Source organism: Nostoc sp. DedQUE12b (assembly GCF_034530835.1).
Classification (GTDB): Bacteria; Cyanobacteriota; Cyanobacteriia; order Cyanobacteriales; family Nostocaceae; genus Nostoc.
On the sequence record NZ_JAVRCI010000022.1, the window covers coordinates 47271 to 65704 of the forward strand.

The 18434-nt window shown below is 41.6% G+C and carries 19 protein-coding genes and 1 other RNA gene; 6 read left to right on the forward strand and 14 right to left on the reverse strand.

The window, feature by feature from the left end; translation table 11 throughout:
- Positions 1–125 precede the first annotated feature (125 nt).
- Complete coding sequence (locus RMY16_RS13660) at positions 126–1838, reverse strand: diflavin flavoprotein (protein ID WP_322736816.1); 1713 nt, start codon at positions 1836–1838, stop codon at positions 126–128.
- Positions 1839–1957: 119 nt separating this feature from the next.
- Positions 1958–3697 (reverse strand): diflavin flavoprotein, encoded by a 1740-nt coding sequence (locus RMY16_RS13665; protein WP_322736817.1) that lies wholly within the window; start codon positions 3695–3697, stop codon positions 1958–1960.
- Between the two features lie 1100 nt (positions 3698–4797).
- Here RMY16_RS13665 and RMY16_RS13670 point away from each other — a divergent pair.
- A complete protein-coding gene (locus RMY16_RS13670) occupies positions 4798–5253 on the forward strand; it encodes a helix-turn-helix domain-containing protein (RefSeq protein WP_289795030.1) in 456 nt (151 codons plus the stop codon).
- 699 nt (positions 5254–5952) lie between these two features.
- Here the strand turns inward: RMY16_RS13670 and ssrA are convergent.
- The 11 genes from ssrA to petL all read right to left on the reverse strand — a co-directional run bounded on the left by ssrA (position 5953) and on the right by petL (position 14041).
- Positions 5953–6345, reverse strand: a transfer-messenger RNA (tmRNA) gene (gene ssrA, locus RMY16_RS13675).
- A 66-nt stretch (positions 6346–6411) separates the two neighbouring features.
- Positions 6412–7176: a class I SAM-dependent methyltransferase gene (locus RMY16_RS13680; protein ID WP_322736818.1), complete on the reverse strand. Its 765-nt coding sequence runs from the start codon at positions 7174–7176 to the stop codon at positions 6412–6414.
- A 104-nt stretch (positions 7177–7280) separates the two neighbouring features.
- On the reverse strand, positions 7281–8228 hold the full coding sequence (locus RMY16_RS13685; RefSeq protein ID WP_322736819.1) for a F0F1 ATP synthase subunit gamma: 948 nt from the start codon (positions 8226–8228) through the stop codon (positions 7281–7283).
- Positions 8229–8323: 95 nt separating this feature from the next.
- The gene (atpA, locus tag RMY16_RS13690) at positions 8324–9838 is read right to left on the reverse strand and encodes a F0F1 ATP synthase subunit alpha (protein WP_322736820.1); all 1515 of its coding nucleotides are present in this window, start codon (positions 9836–9838) and stop codon (positions 8324–8326) included.
- Positions 9839–10046: 208 nt separating this feature from the next.
- Complete coding sequence (gene atpH, locus RMY16_RS13695) at positions 10047–10601, reverse strand: ATP synthase F1 subunit delta (protein ID WP_322736821.1); 555 nt, start codon at positions 10599–10601, stop codon at positions 10047–10049.
- The gene (locus RMY16_RS13700) at positions 10598–11170 is read right to left on the reverse strand and encodes a F0F1 ATP synthase subunit B (protein WP_322662785.1); all 573 of its coding nucleotides are present in this window, start codon (positions 11168–11170) and stop codon (positions 10598–10600) included. Before RMY16_RS13700 ends, atpH begins: the two co-directional genes overlap by 4 nt.
- Before the next feature lie 163 nt (positions 11171–11333).
- Positions 11334–11765, reverse strand: coding sequence for a F0F1 ATP synthase subunit B' (locus RMY16_RS13705; RefSeq protein WP_190894666.1), 432 nt, complete (start codon positions 11763–11765; stop codon positions 11334–11336).
- A gap of 181 nt (positions 11766–11946) precedes the next feature.
- On the reverse strand, positions 11947–12192 hold the full coding sequence (atpE, locus tag RMY16_RS13710; protein WP_012411162.1) for an ATP synthase F0 subunit C: 246 nt from the start codon (positions 12190–12192) through the stop codon (positions 11947–11949).
- Positions 12193–12414: 222 nt separating this feature from the next.
- Positions 12415–13176 carry a F0F1 ATP synthase subunit A gene (gene atpB, locus RMY16_RS13715; protein ID WP_322736822.1) on the reverse strand — a complete coding sequence of 254 codons (762 nt, stop codon included), beginning with the start codon at positions 13174–13176 and terminating at the stop codon, positions 12415–12417.
- A gap of 60 nt (positions 13177–13236) precedes the next feature.
- Positions 13237–13677, reverse strand: coding sequence for an ATP synthase subunit I (locus RMY16_RS13720; protein ID WP_322662783.1), 441 nt, complete (start codon positions 13675–13677; stop codon positions 13237–13239).
- Between the two features lie 268 nt (positions 13678–13945).
- Complete coding sequence (gene petL, locus RMY16_RS13725; RefSeq protein ID WP_099101760.1) at positions 13946–14041, reverse strand: cytochrome b6-f complex subunit PetL; 96 nt, start codon at positions 14039–14041, stop codon at positions 13946–13948.
- A 271-nt stretch (positions 14042–14312) separates the two neighbouring features.
- Here petL and aroB point away from each other — a divergent pair, with 271 nt between their 5' ends.
- The 3 genes from aroB to RMY16_RS13740 all read left to right on the forward strand — a co-directional run bounded on the left by aroB (position 14313) and on the right by RMY16_RS13740 (position 16691).
- The gene (gene aroB, locus RMY16_RS13730; protein WP_322736823.1) at positions 14313–15434 is read left to right on the forward strand and encodes a 3-dehydroquinate synthase; all 1122 of its coding nucleotides are present in this window, start codon (positions 14313–14315) and stop codon (positions 15432–15434) included.
- Between the two features lie 102 nt (positions 15435–15536).
- The gene (locus tag RMY16_RS13735; protein WP_322736824.1) at positions 15537–16115 is read left to right on the forward strand and encodes a Uma2 family endonuclease; all 579 of its coding nucleotides are present in this window, start codon (positions 15537–15539) and stop codon (positions 16113–16115) included.
- Positions 16116–16370: 255 nt separating this feature from the next.
- Entirely contained in the window at positions 16371–16691 is a 321-nt protein-coding gene (locus RMY16_RS13740; RefSeq protein ID WP_322662779.1) for a hypothetical protein, read from the forward strand.
- A gap of 157 nt (positions 16692–16848) precedes the next feature.
- Here the strand turns inward: RMY16_RS13740 and RMY16_RS13745 are convergent, their stop codons facing one another.
- Complete coding sequence (locus tag RMY16_RS13745; protein ID WP_322662778.1) at positions 16849–17064, reverse strand: hypothetical protein; 216 nt, start codon at positions 17062–17064, stop codon at positions 16849–16851.
- A gap of 479 nt (positions 17065–17543) precedes the next feature.
- Here RMY16_RS13745 and RMY16_RS13750 point away from each other — a divergent pair, with 479 nt between their 5' ends.
- A complete protein-coding gene (locus RMY16_RS13750; protein ID WP_322736844.1) occupies positions 17544–17855 on the forward strand; it encodes a hypothetical protein in 312 nt (103 codons plus the stop codon).
- Positions 17856–18091: 236 nt separating this feature from the next.
- A complete protein-coding gene (gene trxA, locus RMY16_RS13755; protein ID WP_289795041.1) occupies positions 18092–18430 on the forward strand; it encodes a thioredoxin in 339 nt (112 codons plus the stop codon).
- Positions 18431–18434: the final 4 nt, after the last annotated feature.

Sequence of the window (18434 nt, forward strand, 5' to 3'; positions counted from 1 at the left end):
GATTAACCACAAAAAAATTGGGACGGGCAAGATGCCCATCCCACAAGAAAAAAGAATTTTTCTCATCAAAAGCCTTGGTTGTGTTAATAGCTAAGGCTTTTTCGTTAAGTTAAATTTCTCACTATTTAATAATGAGTGCCTGTTTTCCGATGGTTGATGGCAGTCACAGCATCAGGCTTGAGTAATTTACCTTCGTCCACAGTTGCATACACAACCCAGTGATCGCCACATTCCAGACGTTGGTTGACTGAACATTCCAAATATGCTGATGAATCGGTGAGGATGGTACAACCGTTATCTGCAACTGCTGTACTAAAGTTGGCAAATCGATCTTCCCCAGGCGCGAAAGATTTACGGAAATGCTTCATGTAGTCTTGATGATTGCCTTCAGGTAAAATATTTAAGGCAAACTTACCGCCTGGATACATCAAAGATTCGATCGCTCGCTCTTTAGCGATCGCCACTGTTATTCCGGGTGGGTTGAAGGTAGCTTGGGAAACCCAAGCGCCTAACATTGCGGTAGACACTTCTCCTTGTTTCGCTGTCACCACGCAAACGGAACCAACAATCCGACCAACAGCCTGTTCTACTGGAGTAGCGGCTTGTTGGGGTAGGCGTACCTTTTTAGCCTTTTTCAGTGCTTGGGCAAAGTCTGTACCTAATTCCTCACAGAATTTGAGAGTGACATCATCAGGTTTAAACTTCACCTTCAGGGTGTCAAAACCAAAGCGATATCCAGCATCGCGGAGTTTACCTTCGATTAAGTCAAATGCTTCGCCACTCCAGCCGTAGGAACCAAATACCCCAGCGAGTTTACTGTTGTCACCACTCGATAACACAATCCCTAAAGCAGTATGAATGGGAGTTGGCGCATGACCACCAATGGTAGGAGAACCGATGATAAAACCCTCTGACTGTGCGAGGTTGATGCGAATTTCATCAGGGGTAGCAAATTCGCAGTTGATTGATTTGACTGCGACTCCACCTTTAGTTAGTCCCAGAGCGATCGCTTGTGCTAAAGTCGCTGTATTTCCGTAAGCTGAAGCGTAAAGTAAGGCAACGGAAATTTCGCGATCGTTGTGAGAACGGCTCCACTCTCCATAAGCTTTGGTGAGTTCGATTAAGCTGCTGCGTACTAAAGGCCCATGACCTACAGCATACATTCTCACCTGCAAATCTGATATTTTCTCCAAAGCTGCTTGCACATGAGGAGTTTGGGGAGCCATCAGGCAGTTAAAGTAGTAACGCTGATCTTCTTTGAGCGCTTCCCAGTTATCATCAAACACCTCATCACCACAAAGATGAGTTGCAAATAACTTATCTGTGTAGAGAATTTGGGTTTGCTGGTCGTAGGTACAAAGTCCTTCCGGCCAACGTGGGCTGGGAGTGGGCAGGAATTTCAAAACATGACCCTTGCCTAAATCCAGAGTTTCTTTCCCCCGCATCACCAAGACATTTAAATCTTGCTCTAAGAAAGCAGCACGCAAATTGTTCGCACCAGGAAGAGAACAGACAAAAGTTATCTGTGGTGCCAGTTCTAAAATTGCTTTGAGGGTTGCAACTCGATTGGGGCTAAAATGACCCAGGATTATATAATCCAAACTTTGTAAATCTAAAGTCTGCCGCAATGCCTCTAAATAAATTTCGGTAAAGCTTTCTGGCGGTGGATCAATAAGTGCGGTTTTATCAGCTTCAATTAAATAGCAATTGGAGGTTGTACCTCTTTCAAGTGCGTATTCAATTTCAAACCGCAGACGTGACCAACTACGCGCTCTGATAGCTTTAGTATTGGTAGCAATTGGTAAAACTTGTACGTCGCGTGGCTTGGAATTGGTCATAGCTGTTGGATAAAGTTAGGGAACAGGAAATAGGGAATAGGTTATAGGGTATAGATCATAGGAAACAGGGGATAGTTTTCTTTGCTGTCCCCTGTCACCTGTTACCTCTTGCCTCTTTCTTAGTAGTAATTACCTACTTTGCGATGGCGAACGGCTGTCAATCCATCGTTTTTGGAGACACGACCTTCTTGCACAGTGCAGTATAAAATCCAGTGGTCGCTGCATTCCATGCTGGTCTGTATTTCACATTCCATGTATGCCAGAGCATCAGTTAGAATCGGCGAACCGTTTTTCGCGGTTTGAGTTTTCACTCCCGCAAAGCGATCAGCACCAGGATGCAAGCGCTTGAGGAAATGTTTCTTGAGTTCTTGATAATTGCCTTCTTCTAAAACGTTGAGGACGAAGCGATCACCTACTTGCATTAAGGAATCAATGGCGCGGTCTTTCGCAACGGCAATTGTGAATCCTAATGGTTGCAAACTCGCTTGCGTTACCCACGATGCCAGCATTGCACTTGAGACATTATCTTTTTTCGTCGTGACTATATATAGTCCACTACTAATCCGACCTAATGCCTTTTCCATGTTGACATCAAGGGACTTGATTTGCTTGATGTTGCGATCGCGCACCAGCAATTGTCCGATGTCTTTACCCGCTTCTTCACACAACTGGAATGTTGAGGCGCTGGGAGTCTCTTTAATCCGAATGGGTGGGAAAGCTTCTTTGATACCAGAGTTGAGAAATTGTCTGCGGATTGTATCAATGGGTTCATCATCCCCACCGTAACATTCAAACAGCCCAATCAGTTGCTTGTTTTTGGCGACAGCTAGCACCGAACTGATACTAGCTTGGGCGGCTGCGGAAGTTGTCGGGGGCATACCAATAATGATGCCTGCTGCTCTCCCAGCTAGTTCTTGAATTTCTTGGCTTTCAGCAGTACTCAGATCCAGTACTTCTACGCCAACGCCAGTTTTCAGGATACCTTCGGCAATTGCGTGACCAAGACGCTCGCCATAACCATATTCTGAGACAAAAAACAAGCCAACTGTTGTTTCTGCTTTAGCTTGTCTTTGGCTCCAATTTTCGTAACACCCAGTCAGAACATCTAAATGGTGGTATAATAATGGGCCGTGACCATTTGCGATAATATTAATCTTTCCGAGATCGCCCATCCGCTTCATCGCATTCAGCAGCGAACGAGCGTTAGGACCCATCAAGCAGTCGTAGTAAAATCTAAAGTCAGCTTCAATCGCTTCTAAATCTTCATCGAAGGTGCGATCGTCACAAAAATGCATCCCAAAAGCATCACAGGTATAGAGAATTTGGGTTTTGCGGTCAAAGCTAAAGATTGTATCCGGCCAGTGCAGGTTAGGCGCACTCACGAATTCCATTTCGTGTCCTTTGCCGATATCGATGCGATCGCCAGTTTTCACAACCCGCTTCGAGAAAGGATCGTGTACCAAACCTTCTAGAAACTGAAGCGCAACTTTTGAGGCTAAAACAGTAGCTCTAGGAGCTAACTGGAGGACATCTTCTACTAAACCGCTATGGTCTGGCTCTGTGTGACTAACAATTATGTAATCAATTGTTTTGGGGTTTACAAGACCTTTAAGGGTCTCTAAATACAGATCGCGAAACTTCTGGTGAGAAGTATCAATTAAAACTGTTTGTTCGCCCCTAATTAGATATGAATTGTAGGTTGTACCGTTTTGCAGTCCGAATTCGATATCAAAGCGATCGCGATCCCAGTCAAGAGAGCGAATCGCCGTTGTGTTAGGGGCAATTTCTACAGTTTGTATAGTTAACCGATGTTGAACGTTCTCTGCGTGGGCCTTGCCGGTCGTAGACATCGTTACCATTATTCGTCTCCGAGCGCAAATTAACAGGTTTTTCTTCTGCCCCCATTCTCTCTATTATTTTTCTTTGAAGTTGTAATGAATATCAGTTTTTTAAAAATTTAACTTGTATCAATTATTGCTGTTTTTTAGCAAAAAATATGACTCAAAAAATATACTAAATATTAATTGATTCCTAAATTTTACTGAGTACTTGTTTTTGCTATTTATCTGGTTTTATCTTAATCCAAAAATATCATAAAGATTATATTTTTAACTAGAAAAACATAATTTAAACAATCTTAGATTACTGACCGAGCTACAAACTCAAAATTACTTGTAATGCTTAATATCGTCAGAGTATATATTTATTAAATAGAAAAATTTATTTTTTTTGCTACTCCCTTAATTAGAAAAAGTAGGAAAGGTAGGAAAGGTAGGAAAGGTAGGAAAAGTGGGAAAGGTGGGAAAGGTGTGATAAATCTGATTAGGTTCCAAAAATCATCAAACAAGCTGCTAGCATTAGTTTATTCAATGGGTATTCAATATGTTGTTGCCTTAATCATAAATATGGTGGCATAGAATATAAACTTTATGTAAAGTCGATAAAACAGACATTTTTTTAGAGATAATTAAGTCAAATTTCCAGAAACTAGTTGAATAAAAAGGAACTAGGCTTGTATATCTTCTTCCGCTCATCCAAATGGAAACTAGCATCAAAAGGATTTTTAAAGTTTCGATAAACCTCCGTAAGCACAGGAATAATGTTAGGAATTTAATGATACAGTCCTTTATTATCGACTTTAAACATTAATCAAGATAACGCCAACAAATTTTCTTGTTATAGGTATAAGCTACAGCTTTAGTCTATCTGATAAATTTACCTATATAGATTAATGGTGTAATTTCGATATGCCTAAATTTTTATAAAAATCCATTGTTGATAAAAAACTGCAAACTTTAATAGTGTTCTCAAGCCAATACTTATCGTGTAGCAGCCTTATTAGACGCCAACATCCTTAATACTTGTAGTCGCTTTTTTAGAATGTATTATCAAATACCTAAGTAATACAGTGTACAGACGTAAATAGATACAAAAGTTGATTGTCAAAAGGTTATTGTTTATGGGATGCCGATTAAAAGTGTTTCTCACAGAAGAAGAAAAGCTAACTTTAGAAGAGTTGAGAAAAGCCAAAGATGTTCCTCAACGTACTAAGGATCGCGCTCAAGTTTTACTGCTGAATACTCGTGGCTTAAAAAATGAGCAAATTGCAAAAGGCTTGAATTGGGCGATTTCAACAGTGCGTCAAACCCTTCATCGTTGGGAAAAAATGGGTTTAGCAGGTTTATGGGATGCTCCTGGTCGAGGAGGAAAACCTCGATATTCGGAATCAGATTTGGTTTATCTAGAAAATTGTTTAGCTCAAGAGTCAGAAACTTATAACTCTAAACAATTAGCAAAAAAACTAGCATCTGAACGTCAAGTAAACTTGAGTGCAGATCGACTACGACGGGTACTGAAAAAAAGGGGAAGGAGGTTTGGAAGCACACGCACACAAACCCAGAAACAGCAAGCATAATTAGCTAACTAAACCATCTTGGACTCGAATAACTTGCAATACTTTTCGCTTAAGGGGGAAAAGGGAAAGGTTTGGATTTACCTTTACCCCAAGTCCAATAAGCTTTCCTCGGAGCAAAAGAGAGATTGTTGAGTTTATCCGAAAAGTATTGGAATTACTCTTTTCATTTGAGATGCGATCGCTAGATCGTGAATGACCATCACGATTATCTTCTTGACAAATTCCTGCTTTTTGCAGAGAGAGTGCTTGTTGTTGCTTTACTTCTGCACCGGCTTAATCGATATCTTTTTGGCAGGTTTTTGCTTTTTGCAGAGATAGTGCTTGTTGCGCTTCTTTGTGTTAATTGGGTTTAACTGAACGGTATTGCTATAAGCTAACGCGCCTACATATTGCGCTATTCTCTGTGTAGACGGTCATTAGTCATCAGTCACTTGTACTGAGCCTACCCCTGCGGGGAAGCAAGCTACGCGTAGCGTCTCGCAGAGAAGCCGAAGTATTAGTCATTTGTGTTTACCAAGGACAAAGGACAATTGACTTAGGACAACCTCACCCAGTTGATGTGCAATCTTATTTGCGTAACAGCTTATTAGCTGTTGAACTCAAATTAGCTGTGCATTATAGAAAATTCTCATGGGAGTTTTCCCATAAAACAAAGTCCACTTACACATCACAGTGTCAAGTGGACTTGTTAACTATTTTTAGTGGATCCGAGCAGAGTCGAACTGCTGTCCAAATTGGGTATTGACCCCCCGCTCATTCACAGGTTTAGCCTTTCTAATCCTCAAGGCGGGAATCGTTCATTATCCCGAACGTAGGATGCTCTGATTTAATCTTAGCTAGCAAGCCAACCAGAGAACGCTTACTAGAGCATCCGTTGGGGGTTGGTCTTCAGTCCTTAACGGAGTCAAACTAAAGACGCTCGAACCTGTAAGAGGTTTTTAGGCAGCTGCTACTAGAGCAGGCTTACGAGCAAAGCTAACGATGTTATTCGCATTTACTTTTTGTTTGAGCCTTTGATTTTCGAGAGGAGACTCACTCTCGACCTGAATCACAGAGCAGCGTTCGCCAACCTGTCGAAACCGTGACGGACCCATGCGCTTCATACTTCGATTATAATACGCAATTCTGCAAATGTGTTAATAGACAAAAATTTTTGCTTTATGCAAGTGCTGCTGAGAAACACATGGTGTCTTGGTAGGAGCTTGGCTGGAGATCATCATTATAGTTGGCACACAGGGTGATGTTTTTGTAGCCGTTTTCCTTTAAACACATGATAAATTCGTCACGCCCAAACCAATGTAGGGGAAGATTTTGTAACTCTGTGGCAACGAGTTTGCTGTCTTTCCATTTTTCGTAACGAATCACAGTCGTGTTAAGTTGATTAAGCCAGTCTATCCGAGATGTAGATTGCAAAAGGATTGTTGATCCATCAGGGCAGTCAATTGGCGATTGCTGTTTAACAATGTTCTCTGTTTTAAAATCTTCGATAGGCAACTCTAAATCAATAAAGATTCGCCCTTGTGGTCCCAGATGTCGAGCAAAAGCTTGTAGAGCGGACATAGCAGCAGTTCGGTTTTCAAGCAGCATAAATGAGCCGAAGGAAACTGCGATCGCATTAAATTTACCAGGAATTTCAAGATTTTTTACACAACCTTGATGCAGAACAGGATTTAAATTTCGATCGCTACAGTGCTTTTGACAAGCAGCCAGCATATCTGGTGAAATATCAATTCCCTCAATATTGATACCAGCTTCTAGCAGTGGAATGAGTAATCGTCCCGTCCCAACCATCGCCTCTAAAATTCTGCCACCAATTGACGAAAGGTGTTTTATGTAGTAGTTAACATCAGGATAATCTCGATCGATGGGCTTGGTTATTTGATAAACCTCAGTACATAAAGGCCCATACACCGTCAATGTCATCTAGTTAAAAGCCCCAAATACTAAAATAGCCAATTGCTAATCTTAAAATAATTAGCAATTGGCTATATATTACAACGCACTACAAATAAATAATTAGTTATACCCTAAGTCAGTGCTTCAGCACCGCCCACAACCTCAAGAAGTTCTTGGGTAATTGCAGCTTGTCGAGCTTTGTTGTAAGACAGCGTGAGGGTGTTAATCAGTTCACCAGCATTTTCACTGGCATTACTCATAGCTGTCATCCGCGCTGCTAGTTCGCTAGCTGCCGATTCTTGTAACGCCCGCAATAGCTGGTTACTCAGATACAGAGGCAAGAGAGAATCGAGAATCTGTACGGGATCTTGCTCGAAAATCATGTCAGGAGCCAACGTGCGGACTTGGCTAGTCACTTTTTCGCGTTCGACTTCAAATTTACCACCACGAGTTGTCAAGCGGAAGATTTCATCATCGCCTGCTTCTAGACCTTGGGGATCGAGGGGCAGTAAGGTTTGTACCACAGGACGGGAGCTAACTAAGGAAATGAATCTGGTATAGATTAATTCGATGCGATCGACTTCTTCTGAAAGGAACAAAGAAAGTAGTTGATCGGCAATCTGATTGGCTTCTGCTGCGGTGGGAATTTGCTCTAAGCCGCTGTAGGTGGCATCAATTGGCTGATTGCGGCGTTGAAAGTACTGTGTAGCTTTGCGTCCGACGATCACAAATTGATAGTTTAAACCTTCTGCTTGGATTTCTTTAGCGCGGTTTTCTGCACGACGGATAACGTTACTATTGTAGCCGCCGCATAAACCACGATCGCCTGAAATAACCAACAACCCAACTGACTTAACTTGGCGTTTTCTCAGTAGAGGTAGGTTTGCTTCTTCAAAGCGCAGACGGCTTTGCAAACCATACAATACTTGTGCCAAGCGATCGGCAAAGGGGCGAGTTGCTAGCACTTGTTCTTGCGCCCGGCGCACTCTAGCCGCAGCTACGAGACGCATGGCTTCTGTAATTTTTTTGGTATTTTTGACCGACTGAATGCGATCGCGTATTGCTTTTAGATTGGGCATATTCTTGAGTTAGGAGTTAGGAGTTAGGAGTTAGGAGTTAAGAGCTAGGAGTATTCATTAACTTTTAACTCTTAACTCTTCACTCCTCACTTTAATTACGCTGCTGCTTTGAAGGTCTTCTTGTATTCGGTAAGTGCTTCCTTTAAGGCAGCTTCTTCTGCATCACCTAGTGCTTTGGAGGCTCTTACTCCTTCGGCATACTTACCAGTCTTTAAGTATTCCCGCAGACCTTGGGTAAAGGTTGTGACTTTATCTACAGGCACATCATCCAAGTAACCATTAATACCAGCGTAAAGAATTGCTACTTGCTCATATACTGAGAGTGGCGAATTTTGTGGCTGTTTGAGAAGTTCGCGCAACCGTTGACCCCGTGCCAATTGGTCTTGAGTGGCTTTATCTAAGTCAGAAGCAAATTGAGCGAAGGCTTGCAGGTCGTCAAATTGGGCTAGTTCCAATTTAATCTTACCGGCAACTTTTTTCATTGCCTTGGTTTGCGCCGCAGAACCCACGCGGGATACAGAAATACCTGGGTTCACAGCCGGACGGATACCAGCGTTGAACAAGTCAGAAGATAGGAATATCTGACCATCGGTAATAGAAATTACATTGGTGGGGATGTATGCCGAAACGTCACCAGCTTGGGTTTCGATGATTGGTAGGGCGGTCATACTGCCTTTACCTAATTCATCACTCAGCTTTGCTGCTCTTTCTAACAAGCGGGAGTGAATGTAGAATACATCTCCAGGGTAAGCTTCGCGTCCGGGTGGACGACGCAGCAACAGGGACATTTGGCGATAAGCTTGGGCTTGCTTGGAGAGGTCATCATAAATTACCAGCGTAGCTTTGCCTTTGTACATAAAGTACTCAGCAATAGTTGCGCCTGTGTAGGGAGCTAGGAATTGCAAGGTTGCTGGGTCACTGGCGTTAGCGGCAACGACGACGGTGTAATCCATTGCGCCTTTTTCTTGCAATGTTTGCACCACGTTAGCAACTGTGGAAGCCTTTTGACCGATCGCAACGTAAACACAAATTACATCTTCTTCTTTTTGGTTGATGATTGTGTCGATCGCGATCGCAGTTTTACCGGTTTGGCGATCCCCAATAATCAATTCCCGTTGACCACGACCGATAGGAATCATTGAGTCAATAGCTGTGATCCCCGTTTGCATGGGTTCGTGTACTGACCGACGAGCAATGATACCAGGTGCTGGAGATTCAATCAAACGGCTGTCTGAGGATTTGATGTCTCCTTTACCATCAATGGGACGACCCAAAGCGTCTACAACTCGTCCAATTAAGGCTTCTCCTACTGGAATCTGGGCAATTCTACCAGTAGCGGTTACAGAACTACCTTCTTGAATTTCTAACCCTTCACCCATAAGCACCGCACCCACGTTGTCTTCTTCCAAGTTTTGGGCGATGCCAACTGTGCCGTCTTCAAATTCTAAGAGTTCCCCAGCCATAGCCTTTTCCAGACCATAAATCCGGGCAATACCGTCACCAACTTGTAGTACAGTACCAACGTTAGCAACTTTGACCTCTTGATCGTATTGCTCGATTTGTTGTTGGATAATGCTGCTAATTTCGTCAGGTCTAATTGATATGCTCATGTGTCTATCTTGTTTGCTTTCGAGACGGGAAAATTCAATAGTTAGGAGTGATGAGTTAAGAGTGATGAGTTAAGAGCGATGAGTTAAAAAAGCAAAGGTTAAAAGTTAAAAGTCAAAATAAATTATTGTTTACTTAACTCCTAACTCCTAACTTTTAACTCCTAACTCCTGTACAGACGCGATTAATCGCGTCTCTACTCCTAACCTTCTAGCTGTTAGTTAAGCGCAATGAAAGGCGGCGCAGCTGACCCCGGATACTGGCGTCAATTACCTGCGAACCTACTTTAATGATCACACCACCAATTAACTCACTGTCTACCTTGGTTTCTAGTTCTACCTGGCGAGCATTAGTTATGGCAATGACTTTTTCTGTAATTGCCTGCTGTTGAGCTTCTGTGAGGGGAACGGCTGAAACTACTTCCGCTAATACGGTTTGATTCAGCTGCCGCAACAGCGCCAGATATTGTTGAAAAATCGATTCCAAGAATGCAATGCGGCGTTTGTCTACTAGCACCAACAAAAAGTTGCGTAAGTAGGGGTTAGAGCCTTCCCCGAGTATTTGTTTGATGAGAGCTTTTTTGTTCTCAGCCTGAATAAACGGGTTGCTGAAGAAGTTTTGTAGCTGTTTGTCTGCTCTTAAGAGTCCCAGTAAAGTACGCGCATCTTCCCCGAACTCTTCTGTCAAATTTTTCGATTGCGCTATTGACAAAAGTGCCTGTGCGTAAGGTTGGGCTACTTCGGCTGACGCTACCTGACTTGTCATACATTGCCTCCCAGTTGTGCGATGCTGCGATCAATTAAACTTTGTTGAGCATCGTCAGCAATCCCGCCTTTGAGTTGTGATTCGACTTTCTGCAATGCTAGTGTAGCAACTCGTTGCCGCAGTTGAGCGATCGCTCGCTCTGTTTCGGTGTTTAAATCTGCTGCTGCCGTTTGTTTCAGGCGTTCTACGTCTTGCGCTGCTTTCGCTAACAAGGCTTCTTTCGTCTTTTGGGCGTTTTCTGTAGCAGATTGGCGGATGCGTTCTGCCTCTGCCTGAGATTGCTTCAATTGCTCTTGCGCTTGGGAAAGGGCAGTCTTTGCCTCTTTTAAGCGCCCTTCTGCTTCCTGAATTGCAGTGGCAATATTGGATTGTCGCTCGTTCAGGATATTGCTTAAAACCTTACGTCCGAAGTAGAATAATATGCCAATCAGAATCGTTAAATTGATCAGATTGGTTTCAAAAATGTCTAGGTTTAGACCGAAACCACCTTCTGCTGCGCCTTCTGCCAATTCAGAGTGAACAGCGTTCGCTTCTGCGGCAAGTAATAAGAATGTGCCCATGATACCCATTTACAAGTGCGCTGCTCGCTTGCTAATACGTTGTATTTTCCCAAGGGGAAATAAAGTATCTTTATCTCGTAGGGAAAAAGTGCCTTTTTTTGAAACTTAAATTTTGCGCTCTGGACTAGGGGCCCAGTTGCGCGTATGCTTTCACAGAGCCAGTTTAGTTAGTTTATCTAACTGGAGTTGGCCCCAATAGTTTTTCTAGAATTTGCCTGCTTAGAGCATCAACTTGTTGCTCTAAGGTACGAAAAGCTTCTTGCTTTTGTTGTTCTATTTCAACAGAAGCTTGTTCTCGTTGAGACTGAGCTTCTTTTTGGGCTTCAGCAATTTTCTCGGCAGTAATTTTCTTAGCTTCAAGTTGAGCGGCTTCTACGGTAGCTTGCGATTGTCTGCGAGCGTCTGCGAGTTGTTGCTCATATTCGGTAGCCAAGCGCTCGGCTTTAGCCAAGCTCTCCCGTGCCTCAAGGGTATTCGTTCGGATATAACTATCGCGATCGTCTAGTACCTTGGTCAGTGGCTTATAGAAAATTGCATTCAACAAAGCTGCCAATAGCAGGAATTGCAATGCCATGAAGGGCAAGGTAGCATCGAAATCAAACATTTGTCTCCTCTTTGGCTGGAGTAGCAGTTTTCATGGCTAGCAACATCATCCAACCTTTCGTATTTTAGAGACCCATAGCCAACAAGGGTCAACTGAGCATTATAACTACTGAGATATCCAAAACGTTTTGATTGTAGAGGCGTGATGGTTCACGTCTCTACACTCACAACAACTTCAGGTATTAGCCGAAGGGGTTAGCAAACAGCAATACCAGGGCAATTACTAGACCATAGATAGTTAAAGATTCCATGAATGCCAAGGTTAATAGCAGAGTACCGCGAATTTTTCCTTCTGCTTCAGGTTGACGAGCAATACCTTCTACCGCTTGTCCAGCAGCATTTCCTTGACCAATGCCAGGGCCAATTGCAGCTAAACCAATCGCTAAAGCAGCAGCGAGAACTGAAGCAGCCTGAACTAATGGATCCATGTTGATTTTCCTTGCTTTGATTACAAAACTAACAAAAGTACGTTAACGATTAGAAACGTGGTTTTCACGCTGCACATGAGTTCTTTGATCGCGCTTTGCGATGTTTTGAGCGAATATGCTCTTGGAACTGTGCTATCAGCTGAGAAGCTTAACAGTTATCAGTTATCAGTTATCAGTTGTCAGTTTCGCCGCACCCTTGATAACTGTTGACTGTTGACTGGTTTAATGCTCCTCATGTTCATCTCCGCCATGCCCCTCCATTGCCTCATGAATGTATGCTCCGGCTAGGGTGGCAAAAACCAGGGCTTGAATGGCACTGGTAAATAAACCCAAGGCCATTACAGGCAGAGGTACAAATAGAGGAACTAGCAGCACCAGCACCGCTACTACCAATTCATCCGCCAAAATATTACCAAATAGCCGGAAGCTTAGGGAGAGGGGCTTAGTGAAATCTTCAAGAATTGCGATCGGCAACAAAACAGGTGTTGGCTCTATATATTTCTTAAAGTAGCCTAAACCCCGTTTGCTAAAACCTGCGTAAAAGTACGCTAAGGAGGTCAGCAATGCCAATGCGACAGTCGTATTGATGTCATTGGTGGGAGCAGCTAATTCGCCTGAAGGTAGCCTGATGAGCTTCCAGGGAATTAGTGCGCCTGACCAGTTCGATACGAAAATAAACAAGAACAGTGTGCCAATAAATGGCACCCAAGGGCGGTATTCTTTCTCACCAAGTTGGTTTTTTGCCAAATCACGAATAAATTCTAAGGCGTATTCCATCAAATTCTGGATGCCCTTGGGAATTCTTTGTGCGTTGCGAGTAGCAGCTATTGAAGCCACTACTAGAATACTAATCACAAACCATGAGGTAAGAAAAACTTGCCCATGAATTTTAAGATTGCCCAACTGCCAGTAGAAATGATGTCCTACTTCTAATTCGGCGAGGGGAAAAGAATTAAAGGCGTTTAAGACACTAAGCATTTGCATTCTTCAAGCATTTTCCCCAACGAGCGAGGATGGGATTACTATCTTTGTGAGCCTGACTTTTTAAGAATCAGGAATGAACGCAATTTGCACCATATAGACGAAGAGCGTGGCTTTGTAAGTTAGAAATCCCAAGAAAATGGGCAAAATCTGTAGCTCACGCCATTGAGTTGCCACGATCATCACTCCAATAAACAGAGCAAAACGAGTTTTGCTCAGACTGGTTTTCTGACTACCAAGCTGCTCAACGTCTCTAGCCAACATTTTTAAGTAAACCACACCTGTACACGCCCCAATTAAATAATTTAGGGCAATGTTTAAGGAATAAAAAATCCACACAGAGATAAAAATAACCCCCGTCAAGACAAGCGTGATTACCAACAATCGCTGGAAGAGTTCATGGAACTCTTGCATGGAGTTACCTGATTCTGTGCCTCCAGAACCAGTTTTAGCATCTTGTTGCGTTGTCGGAGTGGGCGCAATTGATTCGTCTGACAAGCTCACGGGACTTGAAACCAGTACAGTTAAATATGATGACTGCACATTCAGTCAGCTGAATCATATCATGATGCGGTAACAATACTTTAGGAAAAAACAATTAACTTCTTGTCAACATCAGAGAGTAAGTACCGACAGATTAAAGCCTACAGTAGTTTTACCAAGTCCGCCGAGGTGGGCTTGGTGAAAAGTAAGGGTTTTATAGGATATTGATAAATCGAGGGCAGGCAAGATGCCTACCCCACATGAGTTTTGGGTTGAATATACCTCTCGATTAAATTATCTTGGCAGTCCGCAGACCGAACAGCAATCCTACAGATAAGCCAAAGAATAAACCCAAGAAGACGATATAAGACACAATTGCAAACATTTATTGCTCTCCAGAATACTTCCTAAATCTATTGAATCATTAGTTGTTGGGTATTGGGCATTGGGCATGGGGCATGAGGGTAGAGGAGAAATAGGTACTACAACTTCTTTGCTGCTTGCCAATTTTGTAGTTGGTGCTATAGTTTCGGGATTCAAGGAGAAATAGTTACTACAACTTCTTTGCTGCTTGCCTGCTTCTTAACCAATGCCCTATGCCCATTTCCTAGATTGCGATACAATACAGCCCACGGACGCTTGTTTGGGGTTGGGCAATGACTTCTGTAATTAATGTAAATCTACCAGAGCAGTCTTATGAGATTGCGATAACTTCGTTGAGCTACGCTAACGCACCTTCGAGTTTAGACCAACTGGGTCAACACATGGCCAGTCTCAATCTAGGCAAGAAGGTACTGCTAGTTTCTAATCCGACGATTTTTAAGTATTTTGGCGAAAGAGCAATTACATCCCTAAAATCTGCTGGATTTGAAGTTGCTAGTTGTACTTTACCACCTGGTGAACGCTATAAAACCCTCAATTCCATTCAAAAACTCTATGATGTAGCCTTAGAAAACCGCCTAGAACGTTCTTCTACGATGGTGGCTTTGGGCGGAGGTGTAATTGGGGATATGACTGGCTTTGCAGCTGCAACTTGGCTACGTGGTATTAATGTTGTCCAAGTGCCTACCTCTTTGTTGGCGATGGTAGATTCGGCAATTGGTGGCAAAACTGGCGTGAATCATCCCCACGGTAAAAACTTAATTGGGGCATTCCATCAACCGCGTTTGGTTTTGATTGACCCAGATGTGTTAAAAACTCTACCTATGCGCGAGTTTCGGGCAGGAATGGCAGAAGTTATTAAGTACGGTGTGATTTGGGATGCCGAATTGTTTACCCAGTTAGAAGCAAGTAAACGCCTCGACCAACTCCGCTATGTCAAACCTGACTTAATAACAAACATATTAATGCGCTCTTGTCAAGCAAAAGCTGATGTTGTTGGCAAAGATGAGAAAGAAGGCGGATTACGCGCAATTCTCAACTATGGACACACCATTGGTCATACAGTAGAAAGTTTGACTGGTTATCGTCTAGTAAATCATGGTGAAGCGGTGGCTATTGGTATGGTAGCAGCCGGTCAAATTGCTGTGGATTTAGGACTGTGGCAAAAGGAAGACACAGAACGTCAAAATGCTTTAATTCAAAAAGCGGGTTTACCGACTCAGTTACCAGATGGGGTAGATATTGAAGCAATTATTGAGGCGTTGCAATTAGATAAGAAAGTCCAAGCCGGGAAAGTTCGGTTTGTTTTACCAACAGAGATTGGTGTAGTAACAATTACTGATGAAGTGTCATCGGATATTATTCGGCAAGTGTTGCGGGGAATGCGAACAATTTGAAGAAGAATTCAGGAGTCAGAATGGGCTAAACGCCCCGCTACCGCTAACAGGAGTCAGAATAAAGGTTAGTTGCTCTGTCCTTCAATTACGAATTAATGAGTCATGATACTCCAAGCCAAAAATCAATTAACTTTGCAAGAGTTCCTAAATCTTCCACCAGGCGAGGGAGATATCACCTACGAACTTGTTGATGGTCAAGCAATTCCTAAAATGTCACCAAAAAAATTCCACTCTAAACTTACTCGTGCCCTTCTGAATTTGATTGAGCAATGCTGTCAGGGGAAAGGAGAAGTTTGCCCAGAATTAGCTGTTGCATTAACTCGTCGAGGGCGAGATTGGATGCCAATACCGGATATTTTATATATTTCTAATGAACGTTTACCCCCTGATTGGGATAAAGAAGGAGCATGTTCTGTTCCTCCCGATTTGGTGATTGAGATTATTTCCCCAGGGCAAACCTTTGGACAAATGGCGGCTAAAGCCAAAGACTATTTGGATGCTAAGGTGCTGCGGGTATGGGTATTAGATAGTAAAGCCAGAAGTATTACTGTTTTTTATCCAGATACAGCACCACAAACTTATATGGGAGAAGAACTACTCACAGATTCTTTGTTTGAAGGACTGCAATTTACTGTTGAGCAGGTGTTTCAAAAGGCGAAAATTCCATTCACTACTGAATAGCACAATTCTCTTGCTTTAAACGTCCATCAAAATTTAAAGTCATGGAAGGTTTGCCTAACTTTAACCAGTTGCTTGAGTAACTTATCTGGTTAATTTAGATGGTAGCTGTATTTACGCTGTACTGTACTAATAGTTTAGCTGATTAATTCATCCATTTGTAGGAGGTAATTAGTAAAGGAATAAGTGTAATTTATTTATAATCAGACCAACACTAATATGGTTGGAAGCTGTATTCACTCAAAAAATATATCAACTATGTTAAACCTAATAATCACCGGATGTATAAAAATAAAACCTTTGGTGCTTTCAACAACTTTTTTACTGGCTGTACAGACTTCTGCCAATGCTGAACAAGCATTTCCTAGTTTGACTCCAAGACAAGCTCAACATTTATCGCGTGACTTGGTTCCATATAATTCTCAAGAATTTTTTAGACAAGGAAAAGATTCAATTGAGAGAGAAATTCAAATTCTTAATCAAAGGCAACAGCGCCCAATTAAACCTATTCTTAAGATTGATTCGGTACCGCAAAGCAAAAAACCACATACTCAACAAAAACCCCAACCTCTTATTTAAGCGAGAATCATCACCCTTCTATGGCTCCTGCTAATGCTGTTAATTCTTAAGCTGTAGCACATAAGCTATATATCTATGCATCACAACCACTATGCTTTGCTTGTGGTTAACAGAGGTTTTGTATTTTCAATAAATTTTGTTGCAAAATTTTACAATCTTATTCGTCTAGCAAACTCATTAACGCTTGAATTTCAACGTCTTGCTCTTGCGGCTCTGATAATTGAGACTGTAGCTTTAATAATTGACTCTGTAATTCTTCTGCTACATGAAGCATCTCAGACTCTTGGGCAATTTTTAGCTGATTTTCTTTAATTTTGATTTGTTTAAGCAAGTTATTTTCAACATGAATTGAGTTGTAATGTTGAGCAATCATAGCTTTACATTTATTATCAATCTATGGAGTGCGATTTAATTTTCTATCTATGTATTATTCCACACTTTTGTCATTTTTTAAATATCTGGTGATTGAATCTTGATTATTCATAGTTTTTAGCCTGTTTTGCTCTCAAAATTTTGCAAATATTGACTTAAGGGACTTTCAGCTAAACAACATCTCATACTGAGGACGCACATTAGTGTCCCTCTAATACAAATGTACGAATAATTTGGGATAATTTCTTTTTTATAAGTTTTTAATCAGAGAAGTTGCAATGCAAGATACTCGTGAGGACGTATAGCTAGCTGTGCCAGTTTACCTTTGTAGCATATCTATATTTTTATGGGTTTTTACAAAAATGGAAATCATGAGATAAAATTAGTTGACTTGGAGCAATGTTTTAGACAGCATACATTAACTTGTCTGTTAATTTTCCAAGTCTTGTAGATATATTAAATATTCTTGTTGTGAACAGTATGGATTTAAAGTTTATCAAGAAAAAGATGTATTTTTTTATAAAAATTATTTCTACAGTGCTTATAACAAGCGCAATTGGATTAGAATCGTGGAATATTTATGCAGTAATAACTAATATTAATGTGCCCAGCAGCCTTAATCCAATTTTTTGGATTGAGCGTTTTGCCATAATGAGCCATTTTATTGAGAGCATTATAGCAGCTTTTTATGCACCTTCAAGACAAAAGATACCAATAAAATATGCAACTTATACTTTTTTTGTTGGCACAATTGGGTTATTAGAACTATTTGGTCAACAGGATGACTATTGACGCTTCTACGCCTTGAAGGTATGGGTTTTTGGATTAGATTGGTTAGTAAAATTATGCGATCGCATCCTAAGTACAATATATTATTAAGTTATTAAATATACCTTAACAAGCCAAATTCAGCTATGGGGTTTCCCAATCAATGTTAAGTAACTAATAAATCTGGCACTCAGAAGGGAGTATAGTTTGTATAGTTAGCTTTTTGCTTAAATTTTAGTTTGACACTAAGGAATTAAAAAATGTCTACTGATACTGACATAGTTACTTACGTTGAAGAAAGTGAATTTGATGTTGTTTTAAATGGAAGTGAAGAGAAAGTTGTTGTTGTTGATTTTACTGCTACTTGGTGTGGCCCCTGTCGCTTAGTTAGTCCGTTAATGGATCAACTTGCTGAAGAATACAAAGGTCGCGCTAAAGTCGTTAAGGTAGACGTTGACAGCAATAAGCCCATTTTCAAAAAATTCGGTCTTCGCAGTATTCCAGCAGTTTTAATTTTCAAAGATGGTATTTTAGCAGAAACTATAGTAGGGGTTTCTCCTTACGAAGACTTTAGTAATGCTGTTCAGAAGCTTCTTTAGATAA

What these genes read in the sequence shown, in the direction of transcription:
- aroB (WP_322736823.1), top strand. Translation starts at nt 14,313, where the DNA reads ATGACTTCTGTAATTAATGTAAATCTACCAGAGCAGTCTTATGAGATT.
- RMY16_RS13670 (WP_289795030.1), top strand. Translation starts at nt 4,798, where the DNA reads ATGGGATGCCGATTAAAAGTGTTTCTCACAGAAGAAGAAAAGCTAACT.
- petL (WP_099101760.1), bottom strand. Translation starts at nt 14,041, where the DNA reads ATGTTTGCAATTGTGTCTTATATCGTCTTCTTGGGTTTATTCTTTGGC.
- RMY16_RS13700 (WP_322662785.1), bottom strand. Translation starts at nt 11,170, where the DNA reads ATGGGTATCATGGGCACATTCTTATTACTTGCCGCAGAAGCGAACGCT.
- atpB (WP_322736822.1), bottom strand. Translation starts at nt 13,176, where the DNA reads ATGCAAATGCTTAGTGTCTTAAACGCCTTTAATTCTTTTCCCCTCGCC.
- RMY16_RS13745 (WP_322662778.1), bottom strand. Translation starts at nt 17,064, where the DNA reads ATGATTGCTCAACATTACAACTCAATTCATGTTGAAAATAACTTGCTT.
- RMY16_RS13685 (WP_322736819.1), bottom strand. Translation starts at nt 8,228, where the DNA reads ATGCCCAATCTAAAAGCAATACGCGATCGCATTCAGTCGGTCAAAAAT.
- RMY16_RS13680 (WP_322736818.1), bottom strand. Translation starts at nt 7,176, where the DNA reads ATGACATTGACGGTGTATGGGCCTTTATGTACTGAGGTTTATCAAATA.
- trxA (WP_289795041.1), top strand. Translation starts at nt 18,092, where the DNA reads ATGTCTACTGATACTGACATAGTTACTTACGTTGAAGAAAGTGAATTT.
- atpH (WP_322736821.1), bottom strand. Translation starts at nt 10,601, where the DNA reads ATGACAAGTCAGGTAGCGTCAGCCGAAGTAGCCCAACCTTACGCACAG.
- RMY16_RS13740 (WP_322662779.1), top strand. Translation starts at nt 16,371, where the DNA reads ATGTTAAACCTAATAATCACCGGATGTATAAAAATAAAACCTTTGGTG.
- RMY16_RS13735 (WP_322736824.1), top strand. Translation starts at nt 15,537, where the DNA reads ATGATACTCCAAGCCAAAAATCAATTAACTTTGCAAGAGTTCCTAAAT.
- RMY16_RS13750 (WP_322736844.1), top strand. Translation starts at nt 17,544, where the DNA reads ATGGATTTAAAGTTTATCAAGAAAAAGATGTATTTTTTTATAAAAATT.
- RMY16_RS13660 (WP_322736816.1), bottom strand. Translation starts at nt 1,838, where the DNA reads ATGACCAATTCCAAGCCACGCGACGTACAAGTTTTACCAATTGCTACC.
- atpE (WP_012411162.1), bottom strand. Translation starts at nt 12,192, where the DNA reads ATGGATCCATTAGTTCAGGCTGCTTCAGTTCTCGCTGCTGCTTTAGCG.
- RMY16_RS13705 (WP_190894666.1), bottom strand. Translation starts at nt 11,765, where the DNA reads ATGTTTGATTTCGATGCTACCTTGCCCTTCATGGCATTGCAATTCCTG.
- RMY16_RS13665 (WP_322736817.1), bottom strand. Translation starts at nt 3,697, where the DNA reads ATGGTAACGATGTCTACGACCGGCAAGGCCCACGCAGAGAACGTTCAA.
- atpA (WP_322736820.1), bottom strand. Translation starts at nt 9,838, where the DNA reads ATGAGCATATCAATTAGACCTGACGAAATTAGCAGCATTATCCAACAA.